18 protein-coding genes are annotated in these 20,279 nt (G+C 73.9%); 11 read left to right on the forward strand and 7 right to left on the reverse strand.

Annotated elements, in window-relative coordinates; all coding sequences use genetic code 11:
* Both ACFOY6_RS02230 and ACFOY6_RS02235 read right to left on the reverse strand, forming a co-directional pair.
* Positions 1 to 813 (reverse strand): MBL fold metallo-hydrolase, encoded by an 813-nt coding sequence (locus ACFOY6_RS02230; RefSeq protein ID WP_379648674.1) that lies wholly within the window; start codon positions 811 to 813, stop codon positions 1 to 3.
* Positions 814 to 839: 26 nt separating this feature from the next.
* Entirely contained in the window at positions 840 to 2,102 is a 1,263-nt protein-coding gene (locus ACFOY6_RS02235; RefSeq protein ID WP_379648676.1) for an amidase, read from the reverse strand.
* Positions 2,103 to 2,304: 202 nt separating this feature from the next.
* Between ACFOY6_RS02235 and aqpZ the strand changes: the two genes are divergently transcribed.
* The 9 genes from aqpZ to ACFOY6_RS02280 all read left to right on the forward strand — a co-directional run bounded on the left by aqpZ (position 2,305) and on the right by ACFOY6_RS02280 (position 12,021).
* Entirely contained in the window at positions 2,305 to 3,051 is a 747-nt protein-coding gene (gene aqpZ / locus ACFOY6_RS02240; protein ID WP_109517754.1) for an aquaporin Z, read from the forward strand.
* A 207-nt stretch (positions 3,052 to 3,258) separates the two neighbouring features.
* Positions 3,259 to 3,795, forward strand: a complete 537-nt coding sequence (locus ACFOY6_RS02245; RefSeq protein WP_109517672.1) for a hypothetical protein — start codon at positions 3,259 to 3,261, stop codon at positions 3,793 to 3,795.
* Between the two features lie 67 nt (positions 3,796 to 3,862).
* Complete coding sequence (locus ACFOY6_RS02250) at positions 3,863 to 4,192, forward strand: hypothetical protein (RefSeq protein WP_146201910.1); 330 nt, start codon at positions 3,863 to 3,865, stop codon at positions 4,190 to 4,192.
* A gap of 7 nt (positions 4,193 to 4,199) precedes the next feature.
* On the forward strand, positions 4,200 to 5,471 hold the full coding sequence (locus ACFOY6_RS02255) for an MFS transporter (protein ID WP_379648793.1): 1,272 nt from the start codon (positions 4,200 to 4,202) through the stop codon (positions 5,469 to 5,471).
* Positions 5,468 to 6,448: a Gfo/Idh/MocA family protein gene (locus tag ACFOY6_RS02260; protein ID WP_379648679.1), complete on the forward strand. Its 981-nt coding sequence runs from the start codon at positions 5,468 to 5,470 to the stop codon at positions 6,446 to 6,448. The genes ACFOY6_RS02255 and ACFOY6_RS02260 overlap by 4 nt, the downstream gene beginning before the upstream one ends.
* 131 nt (positions 6,449 to 6,579) lie before the next feature.
* Positions 6,580 to 6,930 carry a RidA family protein gene (locus ACFOY6_RS02265; RefSeq protein ID WP_109517674.1) on the forward strand — a complete coding sequence of 117 codons (351 nt, stop codon included), beginning with the start codon at positions 6,580 to 6,582 and terminating at the stop codon, positions 6,928 to 6,930.
* Between the two features lie 383 nt (positions 6,931 to 7,313).
* Positions 7,314 to 7,988: a CHAP domain-containing protein gene (locus tag ACFOY6_RS02270; RefSeq protein WP_379648681.1), complete on the forward strand. Its 675-nt coding sequence runs from the start codon at positions 7,314 to 7,316 to the stop codon at positions 7,986 to 7,988.
* A 140-nt stretch (positions 7,989 to 8,128) separates the two neighbouring features.
* Positions 8,129 to 10,435, forward strand: a complete 2,307-nt coding sequence (locus ACFOY6_RS02275) for a molybdopterin-dependent oxidoreductase (RefSeq protein WP_379648683.1) — start codon at positions 8,129 to 8,131, stop codon at positions 10,433 to 10,435.
* Entirely contained in the window at positions 10,432 to 12,021 is a 1,590-nt protein-coding gene (locus tag ACFOY6_RS02280) for a PhoX family protein (RefSeq protein WP_379648685.1), read from the forward strand. The genes ACFOY6_RS02275 and ACFOY6_RS02280 overlap by 4 nt, the downstream gene beginning before the upstream one ends.
* A gap of 100 nt (positions 12,022 to 12,121) precedes the next feature.
* Here the strand turns inward: ACFOY6_RS02280 and ACFOY6_RS02285 are convergent, their stop codons facing one another.
* The 5 genes from ACFOY6_RS02285 to ACFOY6_RS02305 are packed head-to-tail and all read right to left on the reverse strand — an operon-like array spanning position 12,122 to position 17,483.
* The gene (locus ACFOY6_RS02285) at positions 12,122 to 12,751 is read right to left on the reverse strand and encodes a DedA family protein (RefSeq protein ID WP_379648687.1); all 630 of its coding nucleotides are present in this window, start codon (positions 12,749 to 12,751) and stop codon (positions 12,122 to 12,124) included.
* 10 nt (positions 12,752 to 12,761) lie between these two features.
* A complete protein-coding gene (locus tag ACFOY6_RS02290) occupies positions 12,762 to 14,276 on the reverse strand; it encodes a tripartite tricarboxylate transporter permease (protein ID WP_109517679.1) in 1,515 nt (504 codons plus the stop codon).
* Entirely contained in the window at positions 14,276 to 14,725 is a 450-nt protein-coding gene (locus ACFOY6_RS02295; protein WP_379648689.1) for a tripartite tricarboxylate transporter TctB family protein, read from the reverse strand. Before ACFOY6_RS02295 ends, ACFOY6_RS02290 begins: the two co-directional genes overlap by 1 nt.
* Before the next feature lie 29 nt (positions 14,726 to 14,754).
* Positions 14,755 to 16,089, reverse strand: a complete 1,335-nt coding sequence (locus ACFOY6_RS02300) for a sigma-54-dependent transcriptional regulator (protein WP_379648691.1) — start codon at positions 16,087 to 16,089, stop codon at positions 14,755 to 14,757.
* On the reverse strand, positions 16,086 to 17,483 hold the full coding sequence (locus tag ACFOY6_RS02305; RefSeq protein WP_379648693.1) for an ATP-binding protein: 1,398 nt from the start codon (positions 17,481 to 17,483) through the stop codon (positions 16,086 to 16,088). The genes ACFOY6_RS02300 and ACFOY6_RS02305 overlap by 4 nt, the downstream gene beginning before the upstream one ends.
* A gap of 360 nt (positions 17,484 to 17,843) precedes the next feature.
* Here ACFOY6_RS02305 and ACFOY6_RS02310 point away from each other — a divergent pair, with 360 nt between their 5' ends.
* Together ACFOY6_RS02310 and ACFOY6_RS02315 are read left to right on the forward strand one after the other, a co-directional pair.
* On the forward strand, positions 17,844 to 18,908 hold the full coding sequence (locus ACFOY6_RS02310; RefSeq protein ID WP_379648695.1) for a phosphotransferase: 1,065 nt from the start codon (positions 17,844 to 17,846) through the stop codon (positions 18,906 to 18,908).
* The gene (locus tag ACFOY6_RS02315; RefSeq protein ID WP_379634011.1) at positions 18,905 to 20,227 is read left to right on the forward strand and encodes an aspartate aminotransferase family protein; all 1,323 of its coding nucleotides are present in this window, start codon (positions 18,905 to 18,907) and stop codon (positions 20,225 to 20,227) included. The genes ACFOY6_RS02310 and ACFOY6_RS02315 overlap by 4 nt, the downstream gene beginning before the upstream one ends.
* Positions 20,228 to 20,279 lie beyond the last annotated feature (52 nt).

Below are 20,279 nucleotides of genomic sequence, written 5' to 3' on the forward strand. Positions count from 1 at the left end.
CTACATCCGGCCGTCCAGCAGCTCCACGTACCGGGCAGCCGAGCGGGCGACGATCCCCGGCCCGTCGCGCAGCACCTCCTGCCCGGCGAAGGCGCCGTAGATGCGCTCGTAGCGCCAGGGCGCCAGGGTGGCGGCGATGCGCCGCACCGCATCGGCGGGCAGCGGCAGCATGTTCGGGTAGCTCCACTGGAACGACACCCGCCGCGCCCCGGGGGCGACCTGGACGATGTCGCCCGCCAGCAGGGCGCCGGCGCCCTCGGCGGCCTGCGCCCAGTGCAGCACGGTACCGCCCGGGAAGTGGCCGCCGGCGCGGATCAGCGTCGCTCCCGGCGCCAGCTCCAGCGTCTCTCCTTCCCACAGGCGCAGGGCGGGGGAGGGGCGCATGATCCAGTCCCGGTCCGCCGCGTGCAGGTGCAGGGTGGCGCCGAAGGCGGCCGCCCAATCCTGCATCGTGGTGTAGTAGTGCGGGTGCGAGATGGCGATGGCGCGGATCCCGCCCAACCCATGCACCAGCGCCTCCGTCGCCGCGTCGAGCAGCGCGATGCAGTCCCACAGGATGTTGCCGTGCGGCGTGACCAGCAGGAAGGCGCGCTGGTTGATGGCGAAGGCCGGCACCGTCTGCACGCTGAACAGGCCGGGCTCGTGGCGGCGCCAGGCGTTGCGGTGGCCCTGCGCCAGCGCCTCCCGCCCCGTCCAGGCCTGGCCGGTGGCGGGGACGTATTGCCGCTCGTCCTGGCAGATGGGGCAGGCATCGGGTGGCGCGGCGGCCTCCGGGTAGGCGGTGCCGCAGGCCGTGCACAGGAACACCGTCATCGCGCTTCCTCCTGTTCCGGGCCGCCTCAGGCGCCGATCACCCGCTCCACCCAGCCGGCCCAGCCGAGCAGCGCGGCATCGGCGCCGAAGGGAGCCACGAGCTGCACGCCGAGCGGCATGCCGGCGGCGCCGGTGCCGGCGGGCAGGCTGATGCAGGGGCCGTGCAGCGCCGTCCACAGCGCGTTGCAGGCCGGGTCGCCGGTCGCCTCCAGCCCCAGCGGCGCCTCGGAGGGTGCGGAGGCGGTGAGCAGGATGTCGTACTCCGCCATCAGGTCGCGGAAGGCGGCGCGGGCGGTGGCGAAGGTGGCGCGCCCCTCGATCAGGGCGGTGGCGGGCAGGCTCTCGGCCCAGTCCAGCCGCTCGGTCAGCACAGGGGAGATGAGGGCGCGCGTCGCGTTGCGCTCCCAGGCCAGGGCGTGCGCCGTCTCGGCGTTCATCACCACCGGGTGGGCCTCCACCGCCGCCCGCAGCGGCGCGGTGAGCGGGACCGGCGTCACCCGCGCCCCGGCGCGGGCGCAGGCGGCGGCCACCGCCTCGATGCGGGCGCGGCTGTCCTCGGTCAGCAGCAATTCGCCGGGGCCGAAGCAGAGGGCGATGCGCGGCGCCGCCTCGGGCCTGGCGGAAAAATCCAGCCCCGTCAGCGCGCCGGCGAACAGCGCGCAATCGGCCGCGCCGCGGCCGAACACGCCGATCGTGTCCAGGCTCTCGCTCATCACCTTCATGCCGGCGCGGTGGATCAGCCCGTAGCTCGGCTTGAAGCCGGCGATGCCGCAATAGGCGGCGGGGCGCAGCACGGAGCCCGCCGTCTGCGTGCCGAAGGCCAGCGGGAAGAAGCCCGCCGCCACCCCCGCCGCCGAGCCCTGGCTGGAGCCGCCCGGGGTGCGCGCCGGGTCGTGCGGGTTGGTGGTGGGGCCGGGGTGGCGCGTCGCGAACTCGGTGGTGACGGTCTTGCCCTGGATGACACCGCCGGCGCGCCGCGCCAGCGCCACGGCGGCGGCATCGGCGCGCGGCCGGTGCCCGGCCCAGATGGGCGAGCCGTATTGCGAGGGCAGGTCGGCGGTGTCGAGCACGTCCTTCACGCCCACCGGCAGGCCGTGCAGCGGGCCGGGCAGCGCCGCCGCCGCGGCCTGCCGCACCCGCGCGGGCTCCAGCGTGGCGAAGGCGCGCACCGTGCTGTCCCGCGCCGCGGCGCGCTCCAGGCAGGCCTCGGCCAGGGTGGCGGGGGAGAGGCTGCCGGCGGCGATGCGCGCGGCGGCCTCGGTGGCGGAGAGATCGGCGGGATGGGTCATGGCGCCGATGCTAGGCAAAAGCCGGGCTAGGTCCACCCGGCACATCTGTTTCGCTCTCGGCTTGTTCAACCGGGGGCATGCCGTTGCGTCACCATAACTGTAAGAAAATGTCAGGATGCTGGCTAAGCTGAAGGGGCCGTGGCGGTGCCGCTGGCAAAGCCGGTCCACGGTCGCATCCGGTCAGGGAGCCAAGGGGATGGACATGAGCAGGCGCATGGCGGCCGAGTTCCTCGGCACCGCCTGGCTGACCTTCGGCGGCTGCGGCAGCGCCGTGCTGGCGGCCGCCTATCCTGGCCTCGGCATCGGCTTCACGGGTGTCGCCCTGGCCTTCGGGCTGAGCGTGCTCTGCATGGCCTATGCGGTCGGCCCCATTTCGGGTGGGCACTTCAACCCGGCGGTCACGCTCGGCCTGTGGGTGGGTGGGCGCGTGCCCTCCGCCACGCTGCTGCCCTACATGGCGGCGCAGGTGGCGGGCGCGGTCGCGGCGGCGGCCCTGCTCTACCTCATCGCCAGCGGCAAGCCCGGCTTCGAGCCGGGCGGCTTCGCCGCCAATGGCTACGGCGCGCTCAGCCCGGGCCAGTACACGCTGCTGGCCTGCCTGCTGATGGAGGTGGTGGCCACCGCCGTCTTCCTGGTGGTCATCATGGGCGCAACGGCGCCGAAGGCACCGGGCGGCTTCGCGCCGATCGCCATCGGGCTGGCGCTGACGCTGATCCACCTGCTGTCCATCCCCGTCACCAACACCTCGGTTAATCCGGCGCGCAGCACCGGGCCGGCGCTGTTCGCGGGCGGGGATTATATCTTCCAGCTCTGGCTGTTCTGGCTGGCGCCGATGGCGGGCGCGGTTCTGGGCGGCTGGCTGGCGCGCAGCCTGGGGCAGGATGCGGCCTCGGGCGAGAAGCCGCAGATCGCCACCACCCCCTCCGGCCCCACCGCGCCCGCGCACTGACCACGATCGCCGAGCCCGCCCACTGGCCGGGACCGCCCCGGCCAGACCTCCCCAAGGGTGGGGGAATGCCCGGATGCCGTGCCTGCGCTGGCATCCGGGCGCCCGGCCTCTGGCTGCCGGGCGGTGCGTCCTCCGCACCCGCCGGCCCTCCCGCCGGCCCTGGCGCCGGCCCTGGCGCCGCGCCCTCCGCGTCCCCATTCTGAAGCGATGCCCCGTTCCGCCCGAGAGGGCGCCATCCACGTCGCTGTCGCGGCGGATGGCGCGCTGCACTACGCCATCCCCGGCTCGCCCGAGACCCTGCCGCCCGTCGCCCCCCGCGCCCTCAGCCTGGCCTGGGACGCGGCGCGCGCCGCCGCCGCCGCCGAGGCCTGGGGGCCGCACCGCACCCTGGCCTTCGAGGGCGGCGCCGTGATGGCGCTGGCCGATGCCGATGCCGCCTGCTGGGCGGAGGCGGTGGACCGCGCCGTGGGGCTCGGCACCCTGCCGGGGCTGGCGCTCTGCCTGCGGCTGCTGGCGCTGGTCGAGCTGCTCGGCCGGGCGGCCTGGGCGCGCGGCCTGTTCGCCATCGCCGCCGACGGGATCGAGCTGCACCCGGCGCTGCTGGCCGCCGCCGCCGCCGCGCCGCTGGATGGCGGGGCCCGGTTCGACGAAACCGGCATGAAGCGTCTATTGTCCAACCGCATCGCCGGCGCGGCGGGGGCAGGGGCGGAGACGGGAGTCGCGGGGCAGGGCGCCACGCGCTGATCCGCCCGCCCGGCCTCCGGCGCGCGGCCCTCGCCCGATCCTCTGCCTGACACCGCCGGAGCGCGCCATGAAACGCCTGATCCTTCCCCTGATGCTGCTGACGGGTGCCTGCGCCGCGCCGCCGCCGGCCACGCCCGAGCAGCGCCAGCGGGACGCCACCAGCGCCGCCTGCCGCGACCAGGTCGAGCGGCAGATGCGCTTCCGCGAGCGTGGCCAGACCATGCGGGTGGACGAGGCCGAGTCGCGGCTGGGCAGCGGCGCCTACATGGGCAACCCGCTGGAGCGCTCGCAGCTCGGCGCCCGCTTCGAGCGGGACCGGCTGCTCGACGAATGCATGCGCGGCGCCCAGGACCAGCCTGGCCCGGCCTCACCCACGGGGGGCGGGCGGGGCTCCTGAGCTGCCGCTGTTCCGGTCGCCCTTCGGCGCGCTGGGACGCGCGCTGGCGACCCGAAACGCCCGCATCTTCTTCGGCGCCAGCCTGGCCGCCTGGACCGGGCTCTGGATGCACCGCATCGCCGTCGCCTGGCTGGCCTGGGAGCTGACGGGAAGCGCCCTCTGGGTCGGTCTCGTCGCCTTCTGCGACCTGGCGCCGGCGGCCGTCATCAGCCCCATCGCCGGCGCGGTGGCGGACCGGGTGGACCGGCTGCGCCTCGCCACCGTCTCGCAGGCCGCCATCGGGCTGGCGGCGGCGGCGGTGGCCGCGCTGGTCGCCACCGGCGCCATGCGCATCGAGTACCTGCTGCTGCTGGAGCTGTTCAGCGGCACCGCCGCCAGCTTCGCCCAGCCGGCGCGGCAGACGCTGATGGCCGGCATCGTCGGCCGCGCCGACCTGCCGGCGGCGGTGGCCTGCAACAGCCTCATCTTCAACGTGGCGCGCTTCATCGGGCCGGCGCTGGCCGGGCCGGTCATCGCCGGCTTCGGCGTGGCGCCGGCCATCGCCTGCAACGCGGTGGCCTATCTCAGCGCCGTCGTCACCATGCCGATGCTGCGGGTGGACCCGGCGCACCGGCACGGCCACCCCGCCACCGCCAGCCTGTTCGCCGAGGTGCGGGAGGGCTGGGGCTACGTGGCGCGCCACCCCGGGCTCGGGCCGCTGCTGCTGTATGCCGCCTCGCTCGGCGTGCTGCTGCGCGCGGTGCAGGAGCTGCTGCCGCCCTTCGTCGAGCGCAATTTCGGCCGCGGCGCCGAATCGCTGGCGCTGATCACCGCCTGCTTCGGCATCGGCGCGCTGGTGGCAGGGCTGTGGCTGGCGGCGCGCGGGCGCACCAACGGCGCCACCCGCATCGCCATCCTCGCCGGGCTGGCCCAGGCGGTGGCGACGGCGGGCTTCGTCGCGACGGGCTGGTTCCCCTTCGGCCTGCTCTGCGCGGCGCTGATCGGCGCCACCGCCTCGCTGCACGGCATCTCGGTGCAGCAGCTCGCCCAGACGGCGGCGGACCCGGCCATGCGCGGCCGGGTGCTGGCGCTGTGGGGCATGATCACCCGTGCCTGCCCGGCGCTCGGGGCGCTGCTGCTCGGCGCGGCGGGGGAGGCGTTCGGCCTGCGCTGGCCCACGCTGGTGGGCGTCGTGCTCGGGCTGCTGGTCTTCGCCTGGGGCTGGACGCGCTACCGGGATATCGAGGCGGCGCTGGAAGGCCCGCCCCCGGACGAAACCCTCGAAGGAGAGAAGCGATGAGCCTGCAAGCCGCGATCGTCGGCATGGGACGCTGGGGCCGCACCCTGGTGGAGAGCGTGCAGGGCCGCAACGAGGCGGGCCTCCGCTTCGTCGCCGGCAGCACCGGCACGCCGGAGAAGGCGCGCGACTGGGCCGCCGCCCAGGGCCTGCGCCTGCACGACAGCTTCGAGGCCGTGCTGGCCGACCCGGAGGTGCAGGCGGTGGTGCTGGCCACGCCGCACAAGCTGCACGCCGAGCAGGTGATCGCCGCCGCGCGGGCGGGCAAGCCGGTCTTCGTGGAGAAGCCCTTCACGCTGAGCAAGGCCAGCGCCGAGGCGGCGGTGGCGGCCTGCCGCGAGGCGGGCGTGGTGCTGGCGCTCGGCCACAACCGCCGCTTCCTGCCGGCGGTGGCGGAGCTGAAGGCGATGCTGGCCGATGGCCGCATCGGCACGCTGCTGCATGTGGAGGGGCATTTCAGTGGCCCCGGCGCCGCCGCCTACAAGGCCGGCATGTGGCGCGCCGACCGCAGCGAGAGCCCGCTCGGCGGCATGGGCGGCATGGGCATCCACATGATCGACATGATGGTGAACCTGGCCGGCCCCATCGGCGAGGTGGCCGTGCACAGCACCGCCCGCGTGCTGGAGAACGGGCTCGACGACACCACCGCCATGCTCTGCCGCTTCGCCAGCGGCGCCACCGGCACCTTCGCCACCCTGGCCTATGCGCCGCGCTGCTGGCGCGTGGCCCTCTACGGCAGCGAGGGCTGGGCGGAGCTGACCGACCACGAGCACCTCGTCTATCGCCCGCGCGAGGGGGAGGGCTTCACCCGCGACTTCCCGAAGGTGGACATCGAGCGCGCCGAGCTGGAGGCCTTCGCCGCCGCCGTGGCGGGTGGCCCGGCCTATCCGCTGCCGCTGGAGCAGGCGGTGCACGGCGTGTCGGTGTTCGAGACGATGATCGTGGCCGCGGCCTCGGGGGGCGCGCACGCGGTGCCCTGAGCGGAGGGCTCGATGGGCGGGCGGCGCCTGCCTTGCGGGCCGTCCATGTGCGGCCTAGAAGCGCCGGGCCCCATGCCGCCGGCCGGATTCGCCCGGCCCGGCGGCTTCACAGCAGGGAGTGCGAAGATCCGATGAGCAAGATCACCCGCCACGACGTCAACCCGGTCCTCTCCGGCGCCGTCGAGTATCATGGCTTCGTCTTCCTGGCCGGCATGACCGCCGACGACCTGTCGCAGGACGTGGTCGGCCAGACCAAGCAGGTGCTGGCCAAGATCGACGCCGCGCTGGAAGGCCACGGCACCGACAAGACCCGGCTGCTGCAGGCCCAGATCTGGCTGAAGGACATTCGCGACCGCGACGCGATGAACAAGCTCTGGACGGCCTGGCTGCCGGAAGGCGGCGCCCCGGTGCGCGCCTGCGTGCAGGCCAACATGGCCGACCCGCGCCACCTGGTTGAGATCATGGTCACCGCCTGCCGCTGAGCCAAAGCGGGCCCGGAATTCCGGGCGTCCGGAAAGAAATTGGCGCCGGGGATGCAACTTCCCGGCGCCTTTCTTGTTTTTGAAACATATGCTTAGCGGAATCCCTGCTGCGGCAGGGCTGTTGCATTTTTGCCGCAACACTGTGGTAAATTGCAGAGATCTTCGGTGGTTTAGGATTAAGGTCTTATTGAGGACCCTCACGTACTGCGTGAAAATGCGAATCACGTCGTATTTCCCCCAGTAACAAGCTCCGGCATTGCCGCCGCCCTCACGTCCTTGCTAGCGGAATAACAACGCGGTGCAGGCCGTAGTGGAGACAGGGCTTTGGGGGTTTCATGCGGGTAAACAGCGCAGCAGTGGCATTTGCCGTTCTCTTCGGGGCGATGTGCGCCGTGCCTGTGGCCGCCGATGCGGCAACCGGCCGCAACACCCGGGAGACCGTCAAGCAGCCGCGCGCCGCCCTGCACCAGCCGGCTGCCGCCCGCAGCGCCAAGTCGCCGACGCTCAAGCCGCTCCCGGCCGAGCTGCGCCGCGCCGAGAACATCTCCTGCGTGCCCTTCGCCCGCGCCATCAGCGGCATCGAGCTTTCCGGCAACGCCCATACCTGGTGGGCCAGCGCCGCCGGCGTCTATGCCCGGGGCAACCGGCCCGAGCGTGGCTCGGTGCTGAGCTTCCGCGCCTCGGGTGGCATGCGGCTTGGGCATGTCGCCGTCGTCTCCCGCGTCATCGGCCCGCGCGAGGTGCTGATCGACCACGCCAACTGGGAAGGCCCGGGGCTGCGCAAGGGCACGGTCCAGCGCGGCGTCTCCGTCATCGACGTGTCGGACCGCAACGACTGGACGGCGGTGCGCGTGCAGGTCGGCCGTAGCGACGACGCCTATGGCCGCGTCTATGCCACCAACGGCTTCATCCACAACCGCGCCTCCGGCACCATGATGGCCAAGGGCGAGGCCGGCTTCGAGGAAATGGCCGAGGCCCCCTCGGTGCGCAGCGCCCATGCCGAGCACATGGCCGGCGCCGTTCGCAACCTCAACATGGATGCCACGGGCAGCCGCTGAACGGCGCCCCTTTCCCGGCCCCGCCCGCATCGCGCCCCTGAAGGGGCGCGTTTTTTTTTGCGCGCCGTGCGCCGCGTGCATTTGCCCCCCGCCGCCTGCCGGCGCATTCTCCGCCGCCATTGGCTGGAGGATGGAGCAGCATGTCGGGGATCAAGCCGCACGCCGCGCACTGGGGCAGTTTCGACGCGGTGGTGGAGCAGGGCCGCGTGGTGGGCGTCCGCCCCTTCCACCGCGACCCGCATCCCGGGCCGCTGATCGACGCCATCCCCGACGTGGTGCACGCCAAGAGCCGGATCGACCGCCCGCATGTGCGCGCCGGCTGGCTGCGCGGCGAGCGGCGCGGCGCCGAGCGCGGCGACCGCGACTTCGTCCCCGTCTCCTGGGACCGCGCCATCCGCCTCGTGGCGGAGGAGACGCAGCGCGTGCGCGCCGAGTTCGGCCACCCCAGCATCATGGGCGGCTCCTATGGCTGGTCCAGCGCCGGGCGCTTCCACCACGCCAAGAGCCAGCTGCAGCGCTTCCTCGGCCTCGGCGGTGGCTACACCAACCAGGTGACGAACTATTCCTACGGCGCCGGCATGACGCTGATGCCGCATATCCTCGGCACCAACGAGGTGATCCAGGGGCCGGTGACGGACTGGCGCAGCATCCTCCGGCACACGAAGCTGATGATCTGCCTGGGCGGCCTGCCGCTGAAGAACGCGCTGGTCACGGCCGGCGGCGCCGGCGCGCATGAATACGTGCCCTGGCTGAAGCAGGTGGCGGCGGCGGGCGTGCGCTTCGTCAACATCTCGCCCTTCCGGGGCGACACGCCGGACTTCCTCGACGCGCAATGGGTGCCGATCCGCCCCAACACCGACACGGCGCTGATCCTCGCCATGATCCACACGCTGGTCGATGCCGGGCTGGAGGATCGCGGCTTCCTCGCCACCCACTGCACCGGTTGGGACAGGCTGCGCCCCTACGTGCTGGGCGAGACGGACGGCACCCCCAAGACCGCCGCCTGGGCCGCCGCCATCACCGAGGTGCCGGCCGAGACCATCCGGGCGCTGGCGCTGGAGGCGGCGCGGCTGCCCACCATGCTCACCGCCACCTGGTCGATCCAGCGCGCCGAGCATGGCGAGCAGCCCTGGTGGGCGCTGGTGGCGCTGGCCGCGGCGCTGGGCGGCATCGGCAAGCCGGGCGAGGGGGTGATGTTCGGCTATGGCTCGCTCAACGGCATGGGCACGCCGCGCCGCGAGCTGCCCTCCGTCTCGCTGCCGGCCACGCGCAACCCGGGCGGCCTCTCCATCCCCGTCGCGCGCGTCACCGAACTGCTGGAGCGGCCGGGCGAGATCCTGCAATACAACGGGCGGGACATCGTGCTGCCCGACATCCGCATCATCTGGTGGGCGGGCGGCAACCCCTTCCACCACCACCAGGACCTCAACCGGCTGCGGCGCGGCTGGAACCGGGCGGAGACCATCATCGTGCAGGAGCCGTGGTGGACGGCCGCCGCCCGCCACGCCGACATCGTGCTGCCGGCGACGACGACGCTGGAGCGCAACGACATCGCCTCCTCCTCGCGCGACCGCTTCCTGCGCGCCATGCACCAGGCCATCCCGCCGCTGGGCCAGGCGCGCAACGACCACGACATGCTGACCGACATCGCCGAGGCCTGCGGCTTCCGCGACCGCTTCACCGAGCAGCGGGACGAGGCCGCCTGGCTGCGCCACCTCTACGAGCGCTGGCGCCAGGCCTGCGCCCGCTTCGGCTTCGACGCGCCGGACTACGACAGCTTCTGGGCCGAGGGCTTCATCGAGATCCCGCCGCCGGAGGAGGATTTTGTTCTCTTCTCCGACTTCGCGCGCGACCCGGCGGCGCATCCGCTGAACACGCCCTCCGGCAAGGTGGAGCTGTACTCGGAGACCATCGCCGGCTTCGGCTACGACGAGATCGGCGGCCATGCGCGCTGGCAGGCGCCGGAGGAGTATCTCGGCGCGCCGCTCGCCGCGCGGTTCCCGCTGCACCTGCTCTCCTACCAGCCCGCCACCCGGCTGCACGGGCAGCTCGACCCCGGCCGCGTCGCCGCCGCCGACAAGATCCAGGGCCGCGAGCCGCTGCTGATGCATCCCCAGGACGCCACCGCGCGCGGCCTGCGGAACGGCGACATCCTGCGCGTGTTCAACGACCGTGGCGCCTGCCTCGCCGGGCTGCGCCTCAGCGAGGGCATCCGGCGCGGCGTGGTGGCCATGGCCACCGGCGCCTGGTGGGACCCCTCGCCGGAGCAGGGCGGGCTCGACGTGCACGGCAACCCCAACGTGCTGACGCGCGACATCGGCACCTCCCGCCTCGGCCAGGGCAGCGCGGCACAGTCCTGCCTCGTCGAGGTGGAGCGCTTCGACGGCGCCCTGCCGGCGGTGACGGTGCATGATGCGCCCCGGCCCGTGGCGGAGCCGGCGGCGTGAACACACTCTCCCGCCGCGCGCTGCTGGCCACGGGGGCGGCGCTGCCGCTGGCGGCGGCGCGCCCGGCGCATGCCCAGGTCACCACGCTGGACATGCCGCCCGCCCTGCTGCCGGTGAAGCCGGACGACACGGTGGCCCCCGGCTACCGGCGCGACGTGCTGGCCCGCTGGGGCGACCGCGTCACCTTCGACGCGCTGCCCTGGAACCCCGCCGCGCCGACGCCCGAGGCCGCCGCCACCCAGTTCGGCTGGGATGGCCGCATCTGCGCCCTGGTGCCGCAGCCGGCGGCGGCGGACGGCATCGGCCGCGCCGTGCTGGCGGTGGCCCACCCGACGGTGGACCCGGCCATGGCCTTCCCCGGCGGGCGGGACCGCCCGGCCGTGGCGGCGATGATGCAGGGCGCCTCGCTGCTGAACCTGGAGCGGCAGGGCGGCCGCTGGATCGTCGCCGATGGCGGCTACCAGTCCCGCCGGCTGACGGCGGAGACGCTGTGCCGCATCACCGGTCCGGCCTCCGCCAGCGTGGGCGAGGCGGTGCAGGGGCTGCTGGCGGTCTCCGGCGGCTGCGCCACGCCCTGGGGCACGCTGCTGCTGGCCGAGGACGACCCGGCCCCCTGGTCCACCCGCCTCGCGCCCCTCGACGCCCGCTTCCGCGACGCGCTGCGCTTCGGCTGGGTGGCGGAGCTCGACCCGCTGGACCCGAGCGCGGTGCCGGCCAAGCGCACCGCGCTCGCCCGCTTCCCGCGCGGGGATGCCGCCGCGGCGCTGGGGCGGGATGGCCGCGCCGTGGTCTATCTCTCCGACCGGCGCGCCTTCGGCCACTTGTTCCGCTTCGTCTCGGACGGGCCGGCGGCGGAGCCGGGGGCGCTGGAGCAGGGCACGCTCGCCGTGGCGCGCCTCGCCGGCCAGGGGATCCGCTGGGAAGCCCTGCCGCGCGACGCGCAGACGCTGCTCAACCCCATCGCGGCTGCCGCCGGCCTCGGCGCCACCGCCTTCGACCTGCCGAGCGGCCTCGCCGTGGATGGCAGCCGGCTGTTCCTGGCCTGCAAGGGCAACGCCGCGCGCCGCCCCGACCAAGTGGACCGGCTGAACCCGCGCGCCGGCAGCAATGCCGGGCATGTGGTGGAGATCCGCCCGACGGGGGGCGACCATGGGTCGGACGAGGCCTCGGCCAGCCTGCTGCTGACCGGCGGCGCGCCGGAGCCGCGCCATGCCGGCCTCGGCACCGCCTGGCCGGAGGCGCCCGCCACCCTGGCGCTGGACGGGCGCGGCCGGCTCTGGATCGGCACCGACCATGACGGGCGTGTAGGGCCCGCGCCCGATGCGCTCTATGGCTGCGACACGCAGGGGGCGGGGCGGGGGCTGGCGCTGCCGCTCTACGGGGCGCCGCGCGGCGCCGCCCTGGGCGGCGCGGCGATGAGCCCGGACGGCGCGGCGCTGTTCGCGCTGGTGCGCACGCCGGGCGCCGAGCCGGGCGCCAGCTATGGCCGCCCCGGCACGCGCTGGCCGGCCTTCGACCCGACCCTGCCGCCGCGCAGCACGCTGGTCTCCTTCACCCGCCTGGGCGGCGGGGCGGTGGGCGGCTAGAGCCTTTTCCGTTCGTACTGCCTCACGGAAAAGGCTCTAGCTCATTGTGTTCGCGAGCATCTTAATGCGATCAGGCGAAGCAGCCTGCTCGCGATCTGCTCTAGCGGCGGGGGCCGCCCCGCAGGGCGGCGGCCAGCGCCCAGGCCGCCGCCGCCATGCCGGCCACGCCCAGCCCGGCCAGCGCCGCGATCGGCCAGCCTTCCTCGCGCCGGAACAGGCCGGTGGCCCAGCCGATGGCCTGCCCCGGCATCAGCAGCAGCGGCGCCCAGAGCAGCGCCGAGGGGATGTTGGCGAGCTGGAAGCGCCCGTGCCGCATGCCCGACAGCCCCGCCACCACGGGGATGAAGGCGCGCAGCGGCGCGAAGAAGCGGCTGAGGAACACCGCCCACAGCCCCCAGCGGCGGAAGCCGAGGCGCGCCCGCGCATAGAGCCGCCACTGTCCGCGTGGCAGGTGGCGCCGCACCATCGCCGGGCCCCAGCGGCGCGCGATGACATAGCCCGTGCTGTCGCCCAGCGCGGCGCCGAGGCCGGCGCCCAGCACCACCGGCCAGGCCGGCAGCGCCTCGCTGACGATGAGCACCCCGGCGGCGAAGAGCAGCGCCGAGCCGGGAATGACCAGCCCCACCAGGGGCAGGGATTCGGTGAAGGCCAGCAGGAAGGCCACCGGCCCCGCCCAATCCTGGTGCGCGGCGATCCAGGCCAGGAAGGGGCCGATGATCTTCTCCTGCATGGCCCTGCCGTTATTCCGCCAGCGCGGCGGCGCGCTGCCGCGCCCGGTTCTGCCGCATCAGCGCGACGGCGGCCCAGACCAGCAGCGCGGCGGTGACGGCCAGGAAGCCGGCGCTGATCGGCCGCTCCAGGAACACCATGGCGTCGCCGCGCGAGAGCAGCATGGCGCGGCGCAGATGCTCCTCCATCAACGGCCCGAGGATGAAGCCCAGCAGCAGCGGCGCCGGCTCGAACTTCAGCAGTGCCATGACGTAGCCGAAGACGCCGAAGATCATCACCAGCAGCACGTCGAAGGCGCTGTTGTTGACGCTGTACACGCCGATGCAGATGAACATCAGGATGGCGGGGTAGAGGATGCGGTAGGGGATGGACAGCATCTTCACCCACAGCCCGATCAGCGGCAGGTTCAGGATCACCAGCATGACGTTGCCGATCCAGAAGCTGGCGATCAGCCCCCAGAACAGCTCGGGGTGCTCGGTGACCAGCCGCGGCCCCGGCTGGATGCCCTGGATGATCAGCGCGCCCAGCATCAGCGCCATGGTGGCGTCGCCCGGGATGCCCAGCGTCAGCGTCGGGATGAAGGCGGTCTGCGAGGCGGCGTTGTTGGCGGATTCCGGGGAGGTGATGCCCTCGATGGCGCCCTTGCCGAACCGGCTCGGATCACGCGCCACCTTCTTCTCGACCGCGTAGGACATGAAGGAGGCGATGGTGGCGCCCGCCCCCGGCAGCGCGCCGAAGATGGCGCCGACGCCGGTGCCGCGCAGCATCGGCAGGGTGGAATCCTTCATGTCCTTCCCGGTCGGCATCAGCGAGCGCATGGTGATCTTGTGCTGGCTCCTGCCGGCCTTGATGCGGTTGATGCTGCCGATCACCTCGGCCACGCCGAACAGGCCCATGGCCAGCGCCACGAGGCTGATGCCGTCGGCGAGCTGCGGGATGTCGAAGGTGAAGCGCTGCTGGCCGGTCTGCACGTCGGTGCCGACCATGCCGAGCGCGAGCCCCACCAGCACCATGGCGATGCCCTTGACTGGCGAGCCGTGCGCCAGCGTCGCCGCCGCCACCAGCCCGAGCAGCATCATCGCGAAGTAGTCCGCCGGCCCGAAGGAGAGGGCGACCCCCGCCAGCAGCGGCGAGAAGGCGGTGAGGATGATGATGCCGAGGCTGGCGCCGACGAAGGAGGCGATGGTCGTCATGGCCAGCGCCACGCCGGCGCGGCCCTTCTGCGCCATCGGGTAGCCGTCGAGGCAGGCCACGGCCGCGGCGGGGGTGCCCGGCAGGTTCATCAGGATGGAGGCGGTGGAGCCGCCATACTGCGCGCCGTAGTAGATGCCGGCCAGCATGATGATGGCGGCGGTGGGCGGCACGTAGAAGGTCAGCGGCAGCAGCATGGAGATGGTGGCCAGGCCACCGATGCCCGGCAGCACGCCGACGAAGGTGCCCAGGAACACGCCGATGAAGCAGTACAGCAGGTTCTGCGGCGCGAAGGCTTCACCGAAGCCCATCGCGAGGTTGGCGAACATGTCCATCAGAGGCTCCACCGGTAGGCCGGGATGGGAATGCCGAGGCCCATGGTGAAGACCAGCACGGCGATGGCGGCGAGGCTGGCGGCGAGCACCAGGGTCAGCCGCAGGCTCGGGTTGCGTTCCGCGAAGGCGGCCAGGACAGTCAGCAGCAGCACCGCCGGGATCAGCCCGAAGCGGTCGACCAGCAGCGCGAAGCCCAGCACCGCGATGCAGATGGCCAGGAAGGGCCGCCATTCGGGCCGCGGCAGGGTGCCGGCCCGGAACAGGGCGGGGACCAGGATGATCAGCCCGAACGCCACGACCAGCACGCCGATGGAGAGCGGGAAATAGGCCGGCCCCATCCGCCGCAGCGTGCCCATGTTGTAGTTCAGCGAATAGAGCGCGAACCACGTGCCCCCCGCGATCATCAGCGCGCCGCCGATGATGTCTTCGAAGTCTCTTGTCGCCTTCAACGGATCCTCCCTGGGGATACCTTGGAAACTCAGCCCTTGATGCCGAGGCGCTTCATCCGCTCCCACAGCGTGGTGCGGGAGATGCCGAGCAGCTGGGCGGCGTCGCCCACGCGGCTGCCGGAACGGGCCAGCACGCGCCGGATGTGTTCGCGCTCGGCGGCGTCGCGCGCCTCGGCCAGCGAGAGCGGCGGCGCCTCCTGCGCCTGGCGTTCGGGGAAGAGGTCGGCCGGCTCCAGGCGCGGCCCCTCGGCCAGCACCATCGCCCGCTCGATGCGGTTGCGCAGCTCGCGCACATTGCCGGGCCAGCGGTGCGCCAGCAGCGCGTCGAAGGCCGGCGCGGTCAGCTCCGGCGCCTCCCGCGCGAAGGCCTGGGCGAAGTGGCGCAGGAAATGCGCCGCCAGCGCGCCCAGATCCTCCGGCCGCTCGCGCAGCGGCGGCACCGCCAGCTCCACCACGGCGAGGCGGTAGTAGAGATCCTCGCGAAAGCGGCCCTCGGCCACGCGGGCGCGCAGGTCGGCGTTGCTGGCGGCGACGATGCGCGCCTGCAGCGGCAGCTCCTCCCGCCCGCCGAGGCGGGTGAAGCGCCGCTCCTGCAGCAGCCGCAGCAGCTTGGCCTGCGGCGCCGGGCCGAGCTCGGCCACCTCGTCGAGGAACAGCGTGCCGCCGGCGGCACGCTCGGCGAAGCCGGGCTGGCGCTCGGTGGCGCCGGTGAAGGCGCCGCGCTCATGGCCGAAGATCTGGCTCTCCAGCAGCTCGGCCGGGATGGCGGCGCAGTTGACGGCGACGAAGGGCGCCGCCGCGCGGCCCGCCTCGGCCCGGCCGCTCTCGTGCAGGGCGCGCGCCGCCACCTCCTTGCCGGCGCCGCTCTCGCCGCCCAGCAGCACGGTGGTGTCCACCCGCGCGAGCTTGAGCAGGTGGCGGCGCAGCGTCTGCATGGCCGGGGAGCGCCAGCCGGCGCCGTCATCCGCCGGGCGCAGGGGCGCCGACCAGCCCGAATAGGCGGCGAGCTTGTCGATCAGCAGCTGCGCGGGGAAGGGCTTCTCCACGTAGTCGTCGGCCCCGGCGCGCAGCAGCCGCACCGCCTGCGCCACATCGCCGAAGGCGGTGACGACGATGATCGGCGTGCCGCCCAGCTCCGGCATCAGCCGGGTGAGCAGCGCCTCGCCGCTGCCGTCCGGCAGCCGGATGTCGCAGACGATGAGCGTCGGGCGCTGGCGGCGCAGCAGCACCTCGCCCTCGCGCGCGCTGCGCGCCCAGGCGGTGGCGATGCCCTCCAGCGTCAGCCGCTGCACCAGGCTCTCGCCCAGCACCGCATCGTCCTCGATCAGCACCACGGAGCGCGGCGCGTTGGCGGTCTGGTTCATGGCGTCTCCTCCGCGCGGGCGGGCAGGTGCAGGGTGATGCGGCTGCCGCGCGGCGCGGCCTCGACGCTGATGCGCGCGCCCAGGCTGGCGGCGAGCTGCGCCGCGATCTCCAGCCCCAGCCCGCCCGCCACCCCGCTGGCCTCGCCGCCGGAGAGGCGCTGCTCCGCCTCCGGCGGCAGGCCGCCCGCCTCGTCCTCGATGCTCGCCACCAGGAGCCCCTCGGCCGGGCGGGTGACCTGCAGCCGCACCTCCCGCCCGGCCGGCGTCGCGGCCACGGCGTTGAGCAGCAGGTTCAGCAGCAGCTGGCGCAGCCGCAGCGCATCGGTGGGGAAGGGCTCCGGCAGCGCCACCCGCCAGCCGAGGCAGACCTGGCCACGCCGTGCCTCCGGCATCACCAGAAGGCGCAGATCCTCCAGATCCTCGGCGGAGACGGGGCGGCGCTCGCCATCCTGGCGGTGGGTGGCGAGCGTGCTGCGCACCACCGCCTCGATCTGCCGCAGGCCGCGCTCCACCAAGTCGAGCGCCCGCTCGCGCGCCGCCGGGTCGTCGCCGAAGCGCCGGGTGGTCTCCAGCGCCGTCAGCATGCCGGCCAGCGGGTTGCGCACCTCGTGCGCCACGGAGGCGGCGAGGCGGCCGAGCATGGCGGCGCGCTCCCGCTCGGCCAGGCGGGTGGCCAGCTCCTCCCGCTCGCGCAGCCGGGCGGCCATCAGGTTGAAGGCCTGCGCCAGCCGGTTGGCCTCGGCGTCGCGCGGGGTGAAGCCCAGCGGCGCGAAGCGGCCGCTCCCGGCCCGCTCCAGCGCCGCCGTCACCGACAGGAAGGGGCGCATCAGCCGGCGGGCGAACAGCATGGCCAGCCCCGCGGCCAGGGCCGCCAGCAGCAGGTCCACCACGGTGAGCACCCACATCACCCGCTGCTGCCGCCCCACCTGCTCGGGGAAGGCGAGCTGCGCCGCCACCAGCGCCACCACCTGGCCGTCCGCCACCATCTCGCGCTGCGCCCAGGCGGTGTCGCCGGCCGGGTTCAGCGACCACTGCACGCCGGTCAGCCCGAAGGCCATGGGCGGCTGGCCCTGCGGCTCGCCGGCGCGGGCGAGCGGCAGGCCGTTCGGGTCGGCGACGACGATGGCGAGGTCGTTCACCCCTCGCTGGAAGCCCATGCTGCGCTCCAGCGCCGCCTCCAGCCCGCCAAAGTCGCCGGCGCGCAGCCAGGGCAGGGCGGTGCCGGAGAGGCTGTCGATATAGACATCGGCCAGCCGCGAGATCTCGCGGTTCAGCTCGCGCTGCATGATGTGGAGCGCGAGATGCGTGGTGCCGACCGAGGAGAGGAACACCGCCAGCCCGACCAGGAGCGGCAGGCGGACAGCCAGCGACAGGGAAGGAAGGGCGAAGGTCATGGGCGTGCGGCGTGCTCCGTCGGGCCCGCCCCCGCGTGCCCCGGGGGGCGGCGTGGCGGGGCTTTCCCGGTTCATAGCAGGCCCCGCCAGGGCACCCCGCATCGGGGTGGCTGGCGGGAGCCGGCGCGGAGCGGTCTCGGCGTTGCGCATCGCCGCCTCTCTGCAAGTCGCTTGCCAGCGCTGCGCCGCGTTCCGGAACAAGGGCTTGCGCGGGGCGGGCGGCTTCCGGTGTCCGCCCTTCCGGCCGCTGCGGAAGGGCGATGTCCGGAATTCCGGACAGGCCGCCCCATGGCCGCGGGCGCCGCGCCGGCGCATGATGCCGCCGACGATTCAGCAGAAGGACGGACCGTGGCGGCCAGAATGCAACAGGACGAGGTTCCGGGGGATGAGCTGGGTGCCGTGCTCGATGCCGCCCCCCCGGCGGTGACGGAGGCGGAGGTGGCGGCCCTGGCGCAGGCGCGCTTCGGCCTCGCGGTGGCGGTGCGGCCGCTGACCGGCGAGCGCGACCGCAACTTCCACCTGCGCGCCGCCGATGGCGCCGAATACGTGCTGAAGGTGATCCACCCGGCCGAGGACCCGGCGGTCTCGGACTTCCAGAGCCGGGCGCTGCTGCACCTGGCGGTGGCGGGCGCCACCCTGCCGGTGCCGCGCCTGCATCCGCCGCTCTCGGGCGAGGGGCCGGAGGCGCTGTGGCGCCGCCCAGGCCAGCCCGATTGCCGCGTGCGGGTGCTGGACTACCTGCCCGGCCGCCCGCTGCACCTGGCGGCACCCGGCCCGGCGCAGCGCGCCGCCGTGGGCGCCACCCTGGCGCGGCTCGACCTCGCCCTGCGGGCGTTCCGCCACCCGGCGGAGGACCACGCGCTGATGTGGGACATCCAGCACGCGCTGCGGCTGCGCCCGCTGGTGGCGCAGCTGCCCGGGGCCGAGGACCGCGCACTGGCCGGGGCGGTGCTGGAGCGCTTCGCCACCCATGCCCTGCCGGTGCTGCCCGGGCTGCGGCGGCAGGTGATCCACAACGACTTCAACCCGCACAACATCCTGGCCGACGCGGCGCGGGACGACGTGGTGGCCGGCATCATCGATTTCGGCGACATGGTGCGCGCGCCGCTGGTGCAGGACCTGGCCACGGCGGCCGCCTACCAGATGGCGGAGGAGGGCCACCCGCTGGAAGGCCCGGCGCAGCTCGCCGCCGCCTTCCACGGCATCTGCCCGCTGGCGGAGGAGGAGGTCGCCATCCTGGCCGACCTGATCGCCACGCGCATGGCGGTGGCGGTGACGATCAGCGGCTGGCGCGCGGCGCGGCAGCCGGAGAACGCGCCCTACATCCTGCGCAACTACCCGCGCAGCCTCGCCGGGCTGCGCCGCCTGGGCGCCCTGCCGCGCGCCGAGGCCCAGGCTTACCTGCGAAAGGCCCTGACCGCATGAGCATGATCAACGCCTACGACCCGAAGGCGACCAACGGCGTCGGCACGCGCGAGCAGGCGATGATCGCCCGCCGGCAAAAGCTGCTGGGCCCTGCCTACCGGCTGTTCTACGCCAACCCGGTGCATCTGGTGCGCGGCGAGGGGGTGTGGCTCTACGACCCGGACGGCAACGCCTATCTCGACGTGTACAACAACGTCGCCAGCGTCGGGCACTGCCACCCGCATGTGGTGGCGGCGCTGGCGCGCCAGGCGGCCACGCTGAACACCCACACCCGCTACCTGAACCCCGTCATCCTCGACTACGCCGAGAAGCTGCTGGGCTATTTCCCCGAGCCGCTCGGCCACGTCATGTTCACCTGCACCGGCAGCGAGGCGAACGACCTCGCCTTCCGCGTGGCGCGCAGCCACACCGGCGGCACCGGCTTCATCGTGACCAGCCTCGCCTATCACGGCGTGACGGTGGCGATCTCCGAGATGTCGCCCTCGCTCGGCAGCCACGTCACCCTCGGCGCCCATGTCCGCACCGTGCCGGCGCCCGACCTCTACCGCGGCGGCCCTGGCGTGGCGGAGCGCCTCGCCGCCGATGTGCGCGCCGCCATCGCCGACATGCGGGTGAGCGGCATCACCCCCGCCGCGCTGCTGGTGGACACCATCTTCTCGAGCGACGGCGTGTTCGCCGACCCCGCCGGCTTCCTGGCGCCGGCGGTGGCGGCGATCCGCGAGGCGGGCGGCCTGTTCATCGCCGACGAGGTGCAGCCCGGCTTCGGCCGCACGGGCGAGGCGATGTGGGGCTTCCAGCGCCACGGGCTGGTGCCGGACATCGTGACGATGGGCAAGCCCATGGGCAATGGCCACCCGATCGCCGCCATGGTCTCGCGCCCCGACATCCTGGCCCGCTTCGGGGAGGCGACGCGCTACTTCAACACCTTCGGCGGCAACCCGGTCTCCTGCGCCGTGGGGCAGGCGGTGCTGGAGGTGATCGAGGGCGAGGGGCTGGTGGAGAACGCCCGCACGACCGGCGCCTTCCTGGCGGCGGGGCTGCGCAAGCTGGCGGAGCGGCACGCCCTCATCGGCGACGTGCGCGGCGCCGGGCTGTTCGTCGGCGTCGAGCTGGTGACGGACCGCGCCACCAAGGCCCCCGCCACGGCCGAGACGGCGCGGCTGGTGAACGGGCTGCGCGAGCGGCGGGTGCTGATCAGCGCCGCCGGGCCGCATGCCAACATCCTCAAGATCCGCCCGCCGCTGGTGTTCCGCCAGGAGCATGCCGAGCACTTCCTGGCGGCGGTGGACGCGGTGCTGGGGGAGATCGGCGGCGGCTGAGAGGGGCGGGGTCGTTCCGGCCCCTCTCCAAAAATTTTCCCTGTCTGTTCTC

The organism is Teichococcus aestuarii, assembly GCF_042651065.1.
GTDB classification, from domain to species: domain Bacteria; phylum Pseudomonadota; class Alphaproteobacteria; order Acetobacterales; family Acetobacteraceae; genus Pseudoroseomonas; species Pseudoroseomonas aestuarii.

Coding starts and splice junctions, on each gene's coding strand:
- ACFOY6_RS02230 (WP_379648674.1), bottom strand. CDS start 813: ATGACGGTGTTCCTGTGCACGGCCTGCGGCACCGCCTACCCGGAGGCC.
- ACFOY6_RS02235 (WP_379648676.1), bottom strand. CDS start 2,102: ATGACCCATCCCGCCGATCTCTCCGCCACCGAGGCCGCCGCGCGCATC.
- aqpZ (WP_109517754.1), top strand. CDS start 2,305: ATGAGCAGGCGCATGGCGGCCGAGTTCCTCGGCACCGCCTGGCTGACC.
- ACFOY6_RS02245 (WP_109517672.1), top strand. CDS start 3,259: ATGCCCCGTTCCGCCCGAGAGGGCGCCATCCACGTCGCTGTCGCGGCG.
- ACFOY6_RS02250 (WP_146201910.1), top strand. CDS start 3,863: ATGAAACGCCTGATCCTTCCCCTGATGCTGCTGACGGGTGCCTGCGCC.
- ACFOY6_RS02260 (WP_379648679.1), top strand. CDS start 5,468: ATGAGCCTGCAAGCCGCGATCGTCGGCATGGGACGCTGGGGCCGCACC.
- ACFOY6_RS02265 (WP_109517674.1), top strand. CDS start 6,580: ATGAGCAAGATCACCCGCCACGACGTCAACCCGGTCCTCTCCGGCGCC.
- ACFOY6_RS02270 (WP_379648681.1), top strand. CDS start 7,314: ATGTGCGCCGTGCCTGTGGCCGCCGATGCGGCAACCGGCCGCAACACC.
- ACFOY6_RS02275 (WP_379648683.1), top strand. CDS start 8,129: ATGTCGGGGATCAAGCCGCACGCCGCGCACTGGGGCAGTTTCGACGCG.
- ACFOY6_RS02285 (WP_379648687.1), bottom strand. CDS start 12,751: ATGCAGGAGAAGATCATCGGCCCCTTCCTGGCCTGGATCGCCGCGCAC.
- ACFOY6_RS02290 (WP_109517679.1), bottom strand. CDS start 14,276: ATGGACATGTTCGCCAACCTCGCGATGGGCTTCGGTGAAGCCTTCGCG.
- ACFOY6_RS02300 (WP_379648691.1), bottom strand. CDS start 16,089: ATGAACCAGACCGCCAACGCGCCGCGCTCCGTGGTGCTGATCGAGGAC.
- ACFOY6_RS02305 (WP_379648693.1), bottom strand. CDS start 17,483: ATGACCTTCGCCCTTCCTTCCCTGTCGCTGGCTGTCCGCCTGCCGCTC.
- ACFOY6_RS02310 (WP_379648695.1), top strand. CDS start 17,844: ATGCAACAGGACGAGGTTCCGGGGGATGAGCTGGGTGCCGTGCTCGAT.
- ACFOY6_RS02315 (WP_379634011.1), top strand. CDS start 18,905: ATGAGCATGATCAACGCCTACGACCCGAAGGCGACCAACGGCGTCGGC.